The organism is Streptomyces sp. NPDC107546 (assembly GCF_055639175.1).
Genome location: NZ_JBVKBA010000004.1, coordinates 225,107 through 239,932 on the forward strand (window position 1 = coordinate 225,107; position 14,826 = coordinate 239,932).

Genomic DNA, 14,826 nt, shown 5'->3' on the forward strand with positions numbered 1-14,826 from the left:
ACAAGGACAAAGGCGATGCGAGAGATCTTCGCGGGTTTGCCGTGGTGGGTGAAGTGGATCGCGGTGCCGGTCATCGCCCTGGTCGTCTTCGGCGGTGTGATCGCGTCCGTCATCGGATTCGTGATCGGGCTGCTCTTCAAGGTGCTGCTCTTCGTCGCGCTGGTCGGCGGACTGATTTACGTGGTACGGAAGTTCATGTCGAGCTCCACATCCCGCGGCGACTGGTGAGTCGTCCGGAGCGCGCCAAGACGAAGGGCGCTCCACGGGTAGGCGCTCCGTGGGGGGCGGGGCTCGGCGGTAACAGGGAACAGGACGTTCCCTCGGGGGAGGGAAGTTTTCCCGGCGGCGCCGTCGGACCGCGGTGACGGACCGTTAAAGTCCACAACTCGCGCGCGGCAGCCCCCGCGCGTGGCGCACCCCCTCTCGTGTCCCCGCACGGGAGGCCGTCCTCGCGCTCCGGGAGTGATCTTTGACCACGGTTGGTACCGCATCCGCAGACTCAACCGCTCCGCCCGCACAGCGACGGACCTCACCGGGGGAGGCACACCCCCGACTCCCGCCCGCACAACCGGCCTCCACCACCCTCATCGGATCCGTACAGCGCGCCATGCGTCTGCTCGAGGCCGTCGCCGGACGGCCCTACGGAGCCACCGCCAAACAACTGGCGCGCGAGGTCGGCCTGGCGCTCCCCACGGCCTACCACCTGCTGCGCACCCTGACTCACGAGGGTTATCTGCGCCGCGAGAACGGCCTGTTCTTCCTCGGCGAGGCGGCCGAGCGGCTGAGCGCCCGCGCAGCCCAGCAGAAACGTCGCAGCATGGTGGACGACGCGCTCGCACAATGGCGTGATTCCATCGGTGTCCCCGTCTACTACGCCGTCTATCGCGAGGGCGAGATCGACGTCCTGGGCGTCGCCGACACCCCCGGCAACCCGGCGGTGGAGGAGTGGGCCGACTTCCGGGAGACCGGGCACGCCCATGCCATCGGCCAGTGCCTGCTGTCCCAGCTCGACGACGAGGCCCGCCGAGACCACCTCGACCGCTACCCCGTTCGGGCGATCACGCCGTACACCGTCCATGACGAGCGCGTGTTCCTCCGGCGACTGGAGCGCCTGCAGCGCACAGAACCCGTGATCGAGCGCCAGGAGTACGCGCTCGGGACCGTCTGTGCCGCGATTCCCCTGACCATGGGGTCGACGGCCGCGACGGTGGCGATCTCCCTGCCGTCCAATGAAGCCGATCGGCTGCTGCCGACGGCACGCCGGCTTCAGGAGGAGATCGGACGTGTGCTCGGGACACTCGCCCTCTCTATCAGCATCTGAAAACTCACTCCTTGTGATCTGCCATGTACGTTCAGCAAACTTCCAGCAGGTGTCAGGGGATGCTTCCTGGCCAGTCCACGGCTACTGACGGGGTAGACGATGCGCGAGTCGGTACAGGCAGAGGTGATGATGAGCTTTCTCGTCTCGGAGGAGCTCTCGTTCCGCATTCCGGTGGAGCTGTGTTACGAGACCTGTGATCCCTATGCCGTCCGGCTGACCTTCCACTTGCCCGGGGACGCGCCTGTGACCTGGGCGTTCGGGCGGGAGCTGCTGGTCGACGGAGTGGGCCGGCCGTGCGGCGACGGAGATGTGCACATCGCGCCCGCCGAGCCGGACACCTTCGGCGACGTGCTGATCCGGCTCCAGGTGGGTGCCGACCGGGCGCTGTTCCGGTCCGGGGCGGCCCCACTGGTCGCGTTCCTGGACCGTACGGACAAGTTGGTGCCGCTCGGCCAGGAGGGTTCTCTCGCCGACTTCGACGCACATCTCGACGAGGCGCTGGACCGGATCCTGGCCGAGGAGCAGAGCGCGGGCTGACGCCACGCTTCGGTGCCGTAACGGTTCCTCGCGGAGCCGTGCGGGGCGCGGTGGGTGCCGTAACGCTTCTGCGGTGCCTCCCCGCGGTTGGGGCGCCTCAGTGCCTGCGTCGCCGCCCGCGCCCACCGCGGGCCGGTACGGCGGCCGGAGCGGCGGAGCGGCCGGAGCGGTCGGCGGAGACCACCAGGGCGGCCAGTGCCGTGGTCACCGGCACCGAGGCGACCAGGCCGATCGAACCGACGAGCGTGCGCACGATCTCCTCCGCGACCAGCTCGCTGTCGGCAACGGTGACCACGCCACTCTGCGCGATCGAGAACAGCAGCAACAGCGGCAGAGCGGCACCCGCGTACGCCAGGACGAGCGTGTTGACGACCGACGCGATGTGGTCGCGGCCGATGCGGATGCCCGCGCGGTACAGACCACGCCACCCCATCGACGGATTCGCTTCGTGGAGCTCCCAGACCGCCGAGGTCTGCGTCACCGTCACATCGTCGAGGACGCCGAGCGAGCCGATGATGACGCCGGCCAGCAGCAGGCCGCTCATGTCGATACCCGGGTACAGGCCGTGGATCAGGCCGGTGTTGTCGTCGGTGTTGCCGGTCAGCGCGGCCCAGCCGATGAACAGGGAGCCCAGCACACCGATCAGGGACAGGGAGATGAGCGTGCCGAGCACCGCCACCGAGGTGCGTGCCGAGAGCCCGTGGCACATGTAGAGGGCGATCAGCATGATGGCGCTGGACCCGACCACGGCCACGAGCAGCGGGTTCGAGCCCTGCAGGATCGCCGGGAGGATGAACAGGCTCAGCACCAGGAAGCTGACGGCCAGTGCGATGAGCGCCATCACACCGCGCATCCGGCCCACGACCACCACGGCGATGGCGAAGATGCCGGCCAGCAACGCCATGGGGACCTCGCGGTTCACATCCGCCACCGAGTACTGCAGGTCCCTGGGGGCGGACGGTTCGTAGGCGACCACGACCTTCTCGCCCTGATGCAACTGCCGTGACTGGTCCGGCTGGACGATCTCCGTGAACGTCCGGCCCTGATCCTTGCCCGTGTCCACGCGCACCGTCGCCTTCTTGCAGGTGCCGGTCGACTGCTGCTGGGCCGAGGAGCCCTCGGCCGTGGAGGTGTCACCGGTCGGGGTGTCACCCGAGGCGTTCACGGACTTGCAGTCCACCTCCACCACCCTGGTGACCGTGGCCTGCTGGGTCTGGCGGTCGAATCCCACGCCGGTGCGCTTGTGGGACGGCACTCCGCCCGGCCACAGCACGACGAGACCGACCACCACGGCTGCCGTGAAGGGGATGAGGATCGCAGCGATGACCCTGCGCAGGTGCCGCGACACGGGCGCCGCCGGGCCATGGCTGTGGCTGTGGCCGTGCCCGCTCGGTCCATGGTCATGTGGGTCGCCCGGGCCGTGGCCGTGGGGCGGGTCGGGCGGTGGGTACGGGGGCGGATGCTGTGTCGTGGTCACCGAGGCATCATCGCAAGAAGCCGTGAGGCCCACTGTTCAGCTCGCGCAATGAGACGCTAGCGTGGGGGGACCTTTGCACACGCGGGAGCTCGGAGCACCGGGCTGAGAGGGCGCTGACCTCCGTAGACGCGATGTTTCACGTGGAACATCGGCGGACGGAAACCGCTGCGTCGACCGCTGAACCTGTTACCGGGTAATGCCGGCGTAGGGAGTAGGTCTCATGACCAACAAGGACGTACGCACGCCTGCCTCCGTTGAGGGCGAACAGTCCCAGGAGGCCGGACCGTCCATCGGCTGGCACAAGGCGTACATCGAGGGCTCACGCCCCGACCTGCGAGTGCCGGTCCGTCGGGTGCACCTCACCAACGGGCAGTCGGTCACGCTGTACGACACCTCCGGCCCGTACACCGATCCACTGGTCCAGACCGACGTCCGCAGGGGCCTGGCTCCGTTGCGGGAGAACTGGATCACCGCCCGCGGCGACAGCGAGGAGTACGCGGGCCGTCCCGTCCGCCCCGAGGACGACGGCATCAAGCACACCTCGCCGCGGGGCGGCCTGCGCAACCTCGACGCGGTGTTCCCGGGACGGCCGCGTCAGCCGCGCCGCGGCCGCGACGGCAAGGCGGTGACGCAACTGGCCTACGCACGCCGTGGGGAGATCACGCCCGAGATGGAGTTCGTCGCCCTCCGGGAGGACGTGCCCCCGGAGGTGGTGCGCGAGGAGATCGCGGCAGGCCGTGCGGTTCTGCCGGCCAACGTCAACCACCCCGAGAGCGAGCCGATGATCATCGGCAAGCGGTTCCTGGTGAAGGTCAATGCCAACATCGGCAACTCCGCTGTGACCTCGTCCATCGAGGAGGAGGTCGAGAAGATGACCTGGGCGACCCGCTGGGGCGCCGACACGGTCATGGACCTGTCCACCGGCCGCAACATCCACACCACGCGCGAGTGGGTGCTGCGCAACTCACCCGTGCCGATCGGCACGGTGCCGCTCTATCAGGCCCTCGAGAAGGTCGACGGGAAGGCCGAGGAACTGACCTGGGAGATCTACAAGGACACGGTCATCGAGCAGGCCGAGCAGGGCGTGGACTACATGACGGTGCACGCGGGGGTGCGTCTGGCGTACGTACCGCTGACCGCGAACCGCAAGACCGGCATCGTCTCGCGTGGCGGCTCGATCATGGCGGCGTGGTGCCTCGCCCACCACAAGGAGTCGTTCCTGTATGAGCACTTCGAAGAACTGTGCGAAATCCTCGCGGCCTACGACGTCACGTACTCGCTGGGCGACGGCCTCAGGCCCGGCTCCATCGCGGACGCCAACGACGAGGCGCAGTTCGCGGAACTGCGCACGCTCGGGGAACTCGGCCGGGTCGCCAGGCGTTTCGACGTACAGACCATGATCGAGGGCCCGGGACACGTCCCGATGCACAAGATCAAGGAGAACATCGACCTTCAGCAGGAGATCTGCGATGAAGCTCCGTTCTATACGCTCGGGCCGCTGACGACGGACATCGCGCCGGCGTACGACCACATCACCTCGGGCATCGGCGCCGCGATGATCGCCTGGTGGGGAACGGCCATGCTCTGCTACGTCACACCCAAGGAGCACTTGGGCCTGCCCAACCGCGACGACGTCAAGACCGGTGTGATCACCTACAAGATCGCCGCCCATGCGGCCGACCTCGCCAAAGGCCATCCGGGTGCGCAGGCGTGGGACGACGCGCTGTCCGACGCGCGCTTCGAGTTCCGTTGGGAGGACCAGTTCAACCTGGCCCTCGACCCGGACACGGCCCGTGACTTCCACGACGAGACCCTTCCGGCGGAGCCGGCCAAGACCGCCCACTTCTGCTCGATGTGCGGTCCGAAGTTCTGCTCGATGAAGATCTCCCAGGACATCCGCCGCGAACACGGCGGCAACCGGAAGGAGATCGAGGAGGGCATGGCACAGAAGTCGAGGGAGTTCGCCGAGGCGGGAAACCGCGTGTACCTGCCGATCGCCGACTGATCTGGCAGCGCCCGCCGACGTCCCGTCATGCGGTGCCCTCCGGCCTGCGTCGTCGCTGCGCAGGCCGGAGGGGCCGACTCACTCTCGCCCGTGCGCGGATCGTGGTAACGGAAACGGCACGATGCCACCTGTCCACGTCAAGATCCCTACTGTCACTGGCATGGATCGGATCGATGTGGTGAACGGTGTCGTGGGCGCCGTGTTCGGCATGCTGTTCGCCGTGCTGTTCCAGCAGCCTTTACAGGATGCGTGGTACCGGCTGCGCAGGCGGTCGACGAGCGCCATCCGGAGCCTGGGGCGCCGGGAGGAGTCGGGACCCGCTTGGCGGGCGTTCTCACTCGGGCCGTTGCAGACGTCGGCACTCATCGTCGAAGGCGATGGGGAGTCTCCGATACCTCCTGAGGCCGTGCATGTCAGTGTGCTCGACGGCGAAGTGGAACTTCCTTCCGACATGGCCGGCTGGCGCGACGAGGTTGCCGAGGAGAGTGAGCGCCTGCGTGCGGAGGGACGCACCCCGCTGTGGAACGGCCCGCGGTACGCGGTCGAGTCGTTCGACATCTCCCGAACCGCTCTTGATGAGACTCCGGAAGTTCACCTGAGGCTACGACCGACCGACTACTACACCTTCCTCGCTGCTCAGCAGCTCGATCGACGGTTGCCGGACGGTGCGACACCCAGGTCCCGTTACCTCTACCCGGATCAGCCGTTGAAGGCCCCGTCCTTTCTCCAGTGCAGCTTCGCCGTCAACATCGCCGTCGTCACCGCAGACGACATGCTGGTGGTGAGCCAACGCAGCGATCGGGTCCGCATGGCACCCGGTGTGTGGAATTCCTCAGTGAACGAGGGGCTTTCACGGCACATCGACTCCTCGGGGAGAAGCGCCCCGGATCTGCACGCGGTGTCCCGTCGCGGCATGCGTGAGGAGCTGTCCCTGGAGCCCCACGAGTACTCGATCGACCTCCTGGCCTTCGTCCTTGACGTGGACAGGCGGCACTGGAGCGGTCACTTCTACGCCAGACTGAAGGAGCTCGGGAGCGAGGACCTGCAAGCGCGGATGAGCCGGGGCGTCGCCGACCGGTGGGAACACCAGACCATCGACTATGTGCCCTTCCGCCCGGCGACCGTGGTCAGGTACCTGCTACGGGAAGACCGCATTCACCGGTGGGCGCCGCTGGCACCCGCACTCTTCCATCTCTCACTCGTGCACGCCTACGGCCGTACGCTCGTCGAACGAACAGAGACGCAGATCCTCCGTCGCCTGTAGTGGGCCGCTCATCGAAGGCGGAATCCGGCATTGCCTTCCGCTTGACGACGCAAAGACCACGACGTGGGCCCGCGCCTTTCGTGAGCGGGCCGGACGTCGGTGGGTCGGGTCCGTCGGTGGGTCGGTGGGACGGCCGGGAGCGGGGCCACTCCGGGGGCGGTCCGGAGGTGGCCGCCCCCGCCTTGCGCACTTTTCGGTGGCGACCGGTCGCCGGCCGGGCCCGTCACTCCGGCGTGTGCTCCGGCCCCCCGAAGTCCGGGCTGGTGAAGTCGGGGCTCGTGAAGCTGGGGCGCGTACCGGCGGCCGGGCCGCTGTCGGGGCTGCTGAACCCCGGACGGTCGTAGCCGAGGTGCGGGATGCGCCCGGCGGTCGCCTCCGGTGCCTTCCGGGTCATCGCGGCCGTGCCCGGGTCGCTGAGCGCCTCACGGAGGAACGGCAGGATTCCGCGCTCCAGCAGCGCCTCGTGCCAGGCATCCCTGGCCCGTGACACCTCCGCCGTCAATGTGCCCGACGCGTCCGCCTCTTGTGCCGAGGAGTTGTTGCGCAGGGCCGTGAGCAGCAGGCCGATCGCGGCGACCAGGATCGACGCCGCGGTCACCGCGCCGAAGACCCACCCGGTGGTCAGGAGCGTCCGGGCGAACGCCTGGTCGGGATTGACCATCTTGAGGATGTACCCCACGAGCAGGAAGATCGCCGCGGCGGCACCCGCGAGGAAGGGGGCGAGGACCGCGATGACGGCACCGGTCCCGGCGCTCGCGGCGGCCTCTCCCACGGTGGCCGCGAGCCCCAGGGCGTCCAGGTCCGCCTCCGGGGAACCGGGGGTGCCGTCCTGGACTATCGGGGTGGACGGCGCCGGCCGGCGCAGTTCCTCGCGGACCATCACGTAGTGCTGGTACTCGGTGGCCGCCGCCGCGGTGATGAGGGCGGTGGCGTTCAGCGCCATGGTGCGCAACTGTTCGGGGTTCAGCCGCTGACCCACAGCGGCCAGATCCGGGCGGTGTGGTGCGGAGCGCAGCGCCTCATCGAGGATCCGCTCGTAGTCCTGGCGGTCCTCGCTCAGCAGGTGCTGCGGAACGCTGTTCATGTGCATCCCCCGATGCTCCGTAGGGCTTGTGGCTCGGCATGCTGACGAGCCGTCGGGCAGAAACGGAGGGGAGCCTGCTACGGATAAGCCGATGGTAGAGCGGTGACGGCGCGCGGTGACAGGGGGTTTCCGGAAAATGGCCCCGGCCTGCGCTCCTGTGCGCGGTCCTCCGTCGGGGGATGTCTGTCCGGGGAACGGTCAGATATCCAAGGGCAGTTGCTGGACCAGCAGCTTTCCGGCCATGGTCACACCGCCGTCCATCGCGATCGCCAGTCCGTCCGCGTAGACGTGCGGCCCCTCGACCACCGGACCCGTGCCGTCCTCGCCGTCCTCCGAGCCGACTTCTCCGAGCAGGTAGGGAATGGGGCTGTGGCCGTGGACGATGCGCCTGCCGCCGTAGGTGTCCAGCAGGGACCGTACGGCGTCGGCGCCGCCCTCGTCGCGGAAGGAGAAGCGCTTGGTGAACTTGCGGAAGAGGTCCCACACCTCGTCCGCGTCGTTACGGGTGAGCGTCTCGCGGATGGTGTCGTTGACCGCCTCGATGGAGTCACCGTAGTCGAGGTAGGCGGTGGTGTCCGAGTGGACCAGCAGGTGTCCGTCGACCTCCTCGACCGCGTCGAGGCGGGCCATCCACTGCAGGTGGTGGTCCTGCAGGCGGTCCATGTCGGTCTTCTGGCCGCCGTTGAGCAGCCAGGCCGCCTGGAAGGTGGCGGTGCCCGCGCCGGAGTTCACCGGCGTGTCGCCGAACCGCTTGGCACCGAGCAGCAGCAACTCGTGGTTGCCCATGAGCGCCTTGCAGTAGCCGCCGGCCGCGGCCGCCTCCGCGGACAGCCGCATCACGAGGTCGATGACGCCGATGCCGTCGGGCCCGCGGTCGGTGAAGTCGCCGAGGAACCACAGCCGCGCCGTGCCCGCGCACCAGCTCCCCTGGGCGTCGACGAGGCCCTTCTCCTGGAGAGCTGCCACGAGCTGGTCGAGATAGCCGTGCACGTCCCCGACGACGAACAGCGGACCGGGACCCTCCGCGGACTGCGGGGCGGGTGCGGCCGTGGGAGCGACGTTGACCTGGAGCGTGTCACCGCGGTTGACGACCGGGAGGTCCCGTTCGGTGGGCGTGTAGGCGTCGGAGTAGCCGTGCGGGTAGGCCTCCGGGGCGGTGACGGGTCCGGTGACCTGGTCCTGGGGCGTGCTCTGCGCGTGGGGACCGGCCTCATGGACGTACGCGGGCACCCGGAAGTCGCGCAACGTCGCCGTCCGCTCCACCTCGGGTCCCTGACCGGCCCCCTGAGTCATCGACCCCTCCACCATCGCGCCGCATCTGCACCGCATCGGACTGCCTGGTCGCAGCGGCCCGCGGTGTCGTGGGCCCATCATAGGAATGCGGATCGCGCCATGTGATGACCCAGGGGTGGTGAATCGGGGAAGCCCTCCAGTTCACCGCGGCATTCGCCCTAAATGGGCGGGGGTTTCCCGCCGGTCTCCCGGTCGTCGGGCGCCCGCGGGCGACTGGTGCGTCACCCGCGGGCCGTGTGCGGGCTACCTCTGTTCGGGTGACCGGGGCGGGCTGACCGTGGTGCGGGGTGGGCGTCGCTCGGACGACGTACGCACGATCAGTTCGGTCGGTATCACCTGCTCGACCGGCTGCTCCGGCCGGACACCCTCGATGGCGTCGATGAGGAGCTGGACCACCGCTGTGCCGATCCGTCGCGGTTTGAGGGAGAGCGTGGTGACGGGAGGCTCGGTGTTGGCGTACACGGCGGACTCGCTGCAGCACACGAGCAGCAGGTCGTCCGGGACGCGCAGGCCGTAGCGGCGGGCTGCGGCGAGCAGGTCGGTGCCGTTCGGGTCGAAGAGCCCGTAGACCGCGTCAGGGCGGTCCGGACGGGCCAGCAGCCGGTCGGCGGCGACAGCGCCCGCGCACGGGTCGTGTGCCGGGTAGGCCTCGAAGACCGGGTCCTGTCCGACGCGCTCGCACCAGTTGAGGTACGCGGTCGTGGACAGGTGTGTGTACGTGTCCGTCGTGGTGCCGGTCAGCAGCCCGATGCGGCGGGCGCCCGCCTCCGCCAGATGGTCGAGGATGCCGAGGACGGCGGCCTCGTGGTCGTTGTCGACCCAGGCGGTGACCGGGAGGGAGCCGGCCGGGCGGCCGTCGGAGACGACCGGTAACCCCTGCCGGACCAGCTCGGTGACCACCGGGTCCTGGTCGGAGGGGTCGATGACGACCGTGCCGTCCAGGGCGACGTTCGACCACACGTCGTGGCGCGAGGTGGCGGGCAGGATGACCAGGGCGTATCCCCGGGCGAGCGCGGCGGAGGTGGCGGCCCTGGCCATCTCCGCGAAGTATGCGAATTCGGTGAAGGTGAAAGGTTCATCCCCGTACGTCGTCACAGTCAGGCCGATGAGGCCCGACTTGCCGGTACGGAGGGTTCGGGCCGCGGCCGAGGGGCGGTAGCCCAGCCGGTCGGCGACCTCGCGGACGTGGCGTCGGGTGGCGTCCGGCAGTCGGCCCTTGCCGTTGAGGGCGTCGGAGACGGTCGTGATGGAGACCCCGGCGGCGGCGGCCACGTCTCTGATGCCCGCCCGGCCCGGCCGGCTGCCTCGGCGGGAGGTCTCCGCCCGGCTCACCTGGTGCTTCCCTGCTGCTGTCATGGCGAGCCGATAGTAGGGCTCATGTGGTGGGGTAGTGCGGACGCATATGCACCCGTTGACAGGCACGTTTCTGCATGATCAAAAACGGCCAAGTGCCTGGGAATGCAAGGGACTTGAACGATCTAAGGTCAATAGATGGCGTGACGGCCCGCATGGGCCTGGCGAGGTGGTCATATTGCGAAGAGGTCTCAACTCACCTTCACGGGGGATGCGCGCCACGGCGTGAGCCACCGGCGCGTGCGGCAGGGGGCGACGCGCCCCCGCATCCACGCGCCTTCCTGCGGTGGTGTGCGCGGGTTCCTACGGTGATCTGTCCGGGTTGGTGCAGCCATCCGTCCGCATCCCTACGGCTACCCATCCGCCTCCGTACAGCCCTCCGTCCGCATCCGTACGGCTCCTCGCTCGACCGCCGCCTGTCCATGGCGTGATCCACAAGGGGCGGAGCGGTTGTCCACAGCCCATTCGCAGCGGCCCCGAATCCTCATAAGGTGAGAAGCATTGGACGCCGGTGGCGGTCACGAGCCGGTGGTGTGCGCGAGGAGGACTGCGGTGAGCGAGACGAGCCCGAGGCTGCGTGCCGAGCTGGAGGATATCCCCACCTACAAGCCCGGCAAGCCTGCCGCGGCCGGCGGCCCGGTGGCCTACAAGCTGTCCTCGAACGAGAATCCGTACCCTCCGCTGCCGGGCGTGCTGGAGACGGTGACCGCGGCGGCCTCGTCGTTCAACCGCTACCCGGACATGGCGTGCACGGGCCTGATGAGCGAGCTGTCGGAGCGCTTCGGAGTGCCCCAGTCGCACCTCGCGACCGGGACGGGCTCGGTCGGTGTGGCACAGCAGCTGCTGCAGGCCACGAGCGGCCCGGGGGACGAGGTGATCTACGCCTGGCGGTCCTTCGAGGCGTACCCGATCATCACCCGCATCAGTGGGGCGACATCGGTCCGGGTGCCGCTGACCGAGGGCGACGTGCACGACCTGGACGCGATGGCCGACGCGATCACCGACCGGACCCGGCTGATCTTCGTCTGCAACCCGAACAACCCGACGGGCACCGTCGTGCGCCAGGCGGAGCTGGAGCGCTTCCTGGACCGAGTGCCGGGCGATGTGCTGGTGGTGCTCGACGAGGCGTACCGCGAGTTCGTCCGCGACGTCCAGGTGCCGGACGGCATCCAGCTGTACCGCAAGCGGCCGAACGTGTGCGTGCTGCGCACCTTCTCCAAGGCGTACGGCCTCGCCGGGCTGCGCGTCGGCTTCGCGGTCGCGCATGAGCCGGTGGCCGCGGCGTTGCGCAAGACGGCGGTGCCGTTCGGCGTCAGCCAGCTGGCGCAGGAGGCGGCGATCGCCTCGCTGCGCGCTGAGGACGAGCTGCTCGGCCGGGTGGGCTCGCTGGTGTGCGAGCGCACCCGCGTGGTGGACGCGCTGCGCGCCCAGGGCTGGACGGTCCCCGAGACCCAGGCGAACTTCGTGTGGCTACGGCTGGGGGAGCGCACGACGGAATTCGCGGCCGCCTGTGAGCAGGCCGGTGTGGTCGTGCGGCCCTTCCCGGGCGAGGGCGTGCGTGTGACCATCGGCGAGGCCGAGGCGAACGACATCTTCATGAAGGTCACGGAGGGCTTCCACAAGGGGCTGTAGGCCCTGTCTTTCGGATCAGCCACAGTCGAGTCCTCCCGGGTCCCGCGCGAGTGGCGCGGGACCCGGGCCGGCGCGGGATTGTGCCAGATGCCGAATAGCCCGCGCTTAGGGCCCCCCACCCCTCCGGCTTGCGACCGCCATGCGCCATAATTGCTTGTGAATGTGAACGCGTTCACAAGCGGGCCCGATTGTTCCCATGATGAGTGGGACAAACGGGGCAAACTGCCGCGTGACCACGGCGACGTAAGGAGAAGGACGACGTGGACATAGCTTTGGCGCCGGAGACCTTGGCGCGATGGCAGTTCGGCATCACCACCGTCTACCACTTCCTGTTCGTCCCGCTCACGATCTCGCTCGCCGCGCTGACGGCCGGCCTGCAGACCGCGTGGGTACGGACGGAGAAGGAGAGGTACCTCAGGGCGACGAAGTTCTGGGGCAAGCTCTTCCTGATCAACATCGCGATGGGTGTCGTGACCGGCATCGTCCAGGAGTTCCAGTTCGGCATGAACTGGTCCGCCTACTCCCGCTTCGTGGGTGACGTCTTCGGTGCCCCGCTCGCGTTCGAGGCCCTCATCGCCTTCTTCTTCGAGTCCACCTTCATCGGGCTGTGGATCTTCGGTTGGGACAAGCTGCCGAAGAAGCTCCACCTGGCCTGCATATGGATGGTCTCGATCGGCACGGTCCTGTCGGCGTACTTCATCCTCGCGGCCAACTCCTGGATGCAGCACCCCGTCGGCTACCGGATCAACAAGGCGAAGGGCCGCGCCGAACTCACCGACTTCTGGCACGTCCTGACCCAGAACACCGCGCTCGCCCAGGTCTTCCACACCCTGTCCGCGTCCTTCCTCACCGGCGGTGCCTTCATGGTCGGTATCGCGGCCTACCACCTGCTCCGCAAGAAGCACATTCCCGTGATGAAGAGCTCGCTGCGGCTCGGACTGGTCACCGTGGTCATCGCCGGCCTGCTCACCGCGGTCAGCGGTGACGTCCTGGGCAAGGTCATGTTCAAGCAGCAGCCGATGAAGATGGCCGCCGCGGAGGCCCTGTGGGACGGTCAGAACTCGGCGCCGTTCTCGATCTTCGCCTACGGCGACGTCAGCAAGGGCCACAACTCCGTCGAACTGTCCGTTCCCGGCCTGCTGTCCTTCCTGGCCGACGACGACTTCACCTCGTACGTCCCCGGCATCAACGACACCAACAAGGCCGAACAGCAGAAGTACGGCCCAGGCGACTACCGTCCCATCATCCCCGTCACCTTCTGGGGCTTCCGCTGGATGATCGGCTTCGGCATGGCGTCCTTCGCCATCGGCCTGGCGGGGCTGTGGCTGACCCGCAAGAAGTTCCTGCTGCCGCAACACCTGCGGGTCGGTGAGGACGAGGTGCCACATCTGGTCCTGTTCAGGAACACGGCACTCGGCCCGACGCTCACCACCTGGTACTGGCGCATCGCGATCTGGACCCTCGCCTTCCCGCTCATCGCCAACTCCTGGGGCTGGATCTTCACCGAGATGGGCCGTCAGCCATGGGTCGTCTACGGCGTGCTGCGCACCCGTGACGCCGTATCCCCGGGTGTCTCCCAGGGCGAGGTCATCACGTCGATGACCGTGTTCACCGTGCTCTACGCGATCCTCGCCGTCGTCGAGGTGAAACTGCTGACGAAGTACGTCATGGCCGGGCCGCCCGAGCTCACCGAGTCCGACCTCAACCCGCCCACCAGGCTCGGCGGCGACTCCAGGGACGCCGACAAGCCGATGGCCTTCTCGTACTAGGCCGAGGGAGCGCTCACACCATGCAACTTCAAGACGTCTGGTTCGTCCTCATCGCGGTCCTCTGGATCGGCTACTTCTTCCTGGAGGGCTTCGACTTCGGGGTCGGCGTCCTCACCAAGCTGCTGGCCCGCAACCGCCCCGAGCGGCGAGTGCTGATCAACACGATCGGTCCCGTCTGGGACGGCAACGAGGTATGGCTGCTCAGCGCTGGCGGCGCCACGTTCGCCGCCTTCCCCGAGTGGTACGCCACGCTCTTCTCCGGCTTCTACCTGCCGCTGCTGGTCATCCTGGTCTGTCTGATCGTGCGCGGTGTCGCCTTCGAGTACCGGGCGAAGCGTCCCGAGGAGAACTGGCAGCGCAACTGGGAGAACGCGATCTTCTGGACCTCGCTGATCCCGGCGTTCCTGTGGGGCGTGGCCTTCGCCAACATCGTGCGGGGTGTGAAGATCGACCAGCACCTGGAGTACGTGGGGAACGTCTGGGATCTGCTCAATCCGTTCGCCCTCCTAGGCGGCCTGGTCACGCTGACCCTGTTCACCTTCCACGGGGCGGTGTTCACGGCACTGAAGACCGTCGGGGACATCCGGCGGCGGGCGCGGAAGCTGGCCCTGGGCGTCGGCTTGGTGACCGCCGGACTGGCGCTTCTCTTCCTCACCTGGGCCCAGATCGACCAAGGGGACGGTAAGAGCCTGGTCGCCCTGGTCGTGGCGGTGGCCGCGCTCGTCGCGGCGCTCGTGGCCAACCAGGCAGGGCGCGAGGGATGGGCGTTCGCGTTGTCCGGCGTCACCATCGTGGCCGCCGTCACCATGCTGTTCCTGACGCTCTTCCCGAATGTCATGCCGTCCACGCTCAACGGGGACTGGAGTCTGACCGTGAGCAACGCCTCATCCAGCCCCTACACCCTGAAGATCATGACCTGGTGCGCCGGGATCGCCACGCCGATCGTCCTTCTCTATCAGGGCTGGACCTACTGGGTGTTCCGCAAGCGCATCGGCACCCAGCACATCGCCGCCGACAATTCCGTCGGTGCCGTGCACTGAATCTGGTAGGGCGGGGTGTTTCACGTGAAACACCCCGCCCGGGCCGAAGGG

The 14,826-nt window shown here is 68.3% G+C and carries 12 protein-coding genes; 8 read left to right on the plus strand and 4 right to left on the minus strand.

The annotated features are described in order from the left end of the window. Nucleotides 1-15 precede the first annotated feature (15 nt). The 3 genes from ACZ7L1_RS07985 (at nucleotide 16) to ACZ7L1_RS07995 (ending at nucleotide 1,858) form a co-directional block, all read left to right on the plus strand. Entirely contained in the window at nucleotides 16-228 is a 213-nt protein-coding gene (locus ACZ7L1_RS07985; protein WP_103837259.1) for a DUF5326 family protein, read from the plus strand. A 241-nt stretch (nucleotides 229-469) separates the two neighbouring features. Then, nucleotides 470-1,321, plus strand: a complete 852-nt coding sequence (locus ACZ7L1_RS07990) for an IclR family transcriptional regulator (RefSeq protein ID WP_471435184.1) — start codon at nucleotides 470-472, stop codon at nucleotides 1,319-1,321. Nucleotides 1,322-1,420: 99 nt separating this feature from the next. Beyond that, nucleotides 1,421-1,858 carry an SsgA family sporulation/cell division regulator gene (locus ACZ7L1_RS07995; RefSeq protein WP_471435186.1) on the plus strand — a complete coding sequence of 146 codons (438 nt, stop codon included), beginning with the start codon at nucleotides 1,421-1,423 and terminating at the stop codon, nucleotides 1,856-1,858. 97 nt (nucleotides 1,859-1,955) lie between these two features. Here the strand turns inward: ACZ7L1_RS07995 and ACZ7L1_RS08000 are convergent, their stop codons facing one another. Then, nucleotides 1,956-3,335 (minus strand): YibE/F family protein, encoded by a 1,380-nt coding sequence (locus ACZ7L1_RS08000; protein ID WP_471435188.1) that lies wholly within the window; start codon nucleotides 3,333-3,335, stop codon nucleotides 1,956-1,958. Nucleotides 3,336-3,555: 220 nt separating this feature from the next. On the opposite strand from ACZ7L1_RS08000, the gene thiC reads away from it, so the two are divergent. Together thiC and ACZ7L1_RS08010 are read left to right on the plus strand one after the other, a co-directional pair. After that, entirely contained in the window at nucleotides 3,556-5,340 is a 1,785-nt protein-coding gene (gene thiC, locus ACZ7L1_RS08005) for a phosphomethylpyrimidine synthase ThiC (RefSeq protein ID WP_471435190.1), read from the plus strand. 160 nt (nucleotides 5,341-5,500) lie between these two features. Beyond that, a complete protein-coding gene (locus ACZ7L1_RS08010) occupies nucleotides 5,501-6,604 on the plus strand; it encodes a hypothetical protein (RefSeq protein WP_471435191.1) in 1,104 nt (367 codons plus the stop codon). Nucleotides 6,605-6,827: 223 nt separating this feature from the next. Here the strand turns inward: ACZ7L1_RS08010 and ACZ7L1_RS08015 are convergent, their stop codons facing one another. The 3 genes from ACZ7L1_RS08015 to ACZ7L1_RS08025 form a co-directional block, all read right to left on the minus strand. Beyond that, complete coding sequence (locus ACZ7L1_RS08015; protein ID WP_471435193.1) at nucleotides 6,828-7,694, minus strand: hypothetical protein; 867 nt, start codon at nucleotides 7,692-7,694, stop codon at nucleotides 6,828-6,830. A 192-nt stretch (nucleotides 7,695-7,886) separates the two neighbouring features. Further along, nucleotides 7,887-8,996, minus strand: coding sequence for a metallophosphoesterase (locus tag ACZ7L1_RS08020; RefSeq protein WP_471435195.1), 1,110 nt, complete (start codon nucleotides 8,994-8,996; stop codon nucleotides 7,887-7,889). A 228-nt stretch (nucleotides 8,997-9,224) separates the two neighbouring features. Further along, the gene (locus ACZ7L1_RS08025; protein ID WP_471435197.1) at nucleotides 9,225-10,337 is read right to left on the minus strand and encodes a LacI family DNA-binding transcriptional regulator; all 1,113 of its coding nucleotides are present in this window, start codon (nucleotides 10,335-10,337) and stop codon (nucleotides 9,225-9,227) included. 549 nt (nucleotides 10,338-10,886) lie between these two features. On the opposite strand from ACZ7L1_RS08025, the gene hisC reads away from it, so the two are divergent. From hisC to cydB, 3 genes are all read left to right on the plus strand, one after another. Continuing rightward, nucleotides 10,887-11,966, plus strand: a complete 1,080-nt coding sequence (gene hisC, locus ACZ7L1_RS08030) for a histidinol-phosphate transaminase (RefSeq protein ID WP_471435199.1) — start codon at nucleotides 10,887-10,889, stop codon at nucleotides 11,964-11,966. A gap of 260 nt (nucleotides 11,967-12,226) precedes the next feature. Beyond that, nucleotides 12,227-13,735: a cytochrome ubiquinol oxidase subunit I gene (locus tag ACZ7L1_RS08035; RefSeq protein ID WP_471435201.1), complete on the plus strand. Its 1,509-nt coding sequence runs from the start codon at nucleotides 12,227-12,229 to the stop codon at nucleotides 13,733-13,735. 20 nt (nucleotides 13,736-13,755) lie between these two features. Further along, nucleotides 13,756-14,775: a cytochrome d ubiquinol oxidase subunit II gene (cydB, locus tag ACZ7L1_RS08040; protein ID WP_471435203.1), complete on the plus strand. Its 1,020-nt coding sequence runs from the start codon at nucleotides 13,756-13,758 to the stop codon at nucleotides 14,773-14,775. Nucleotides 14,776-14,826: the final 51 nt, after the last annotated feature.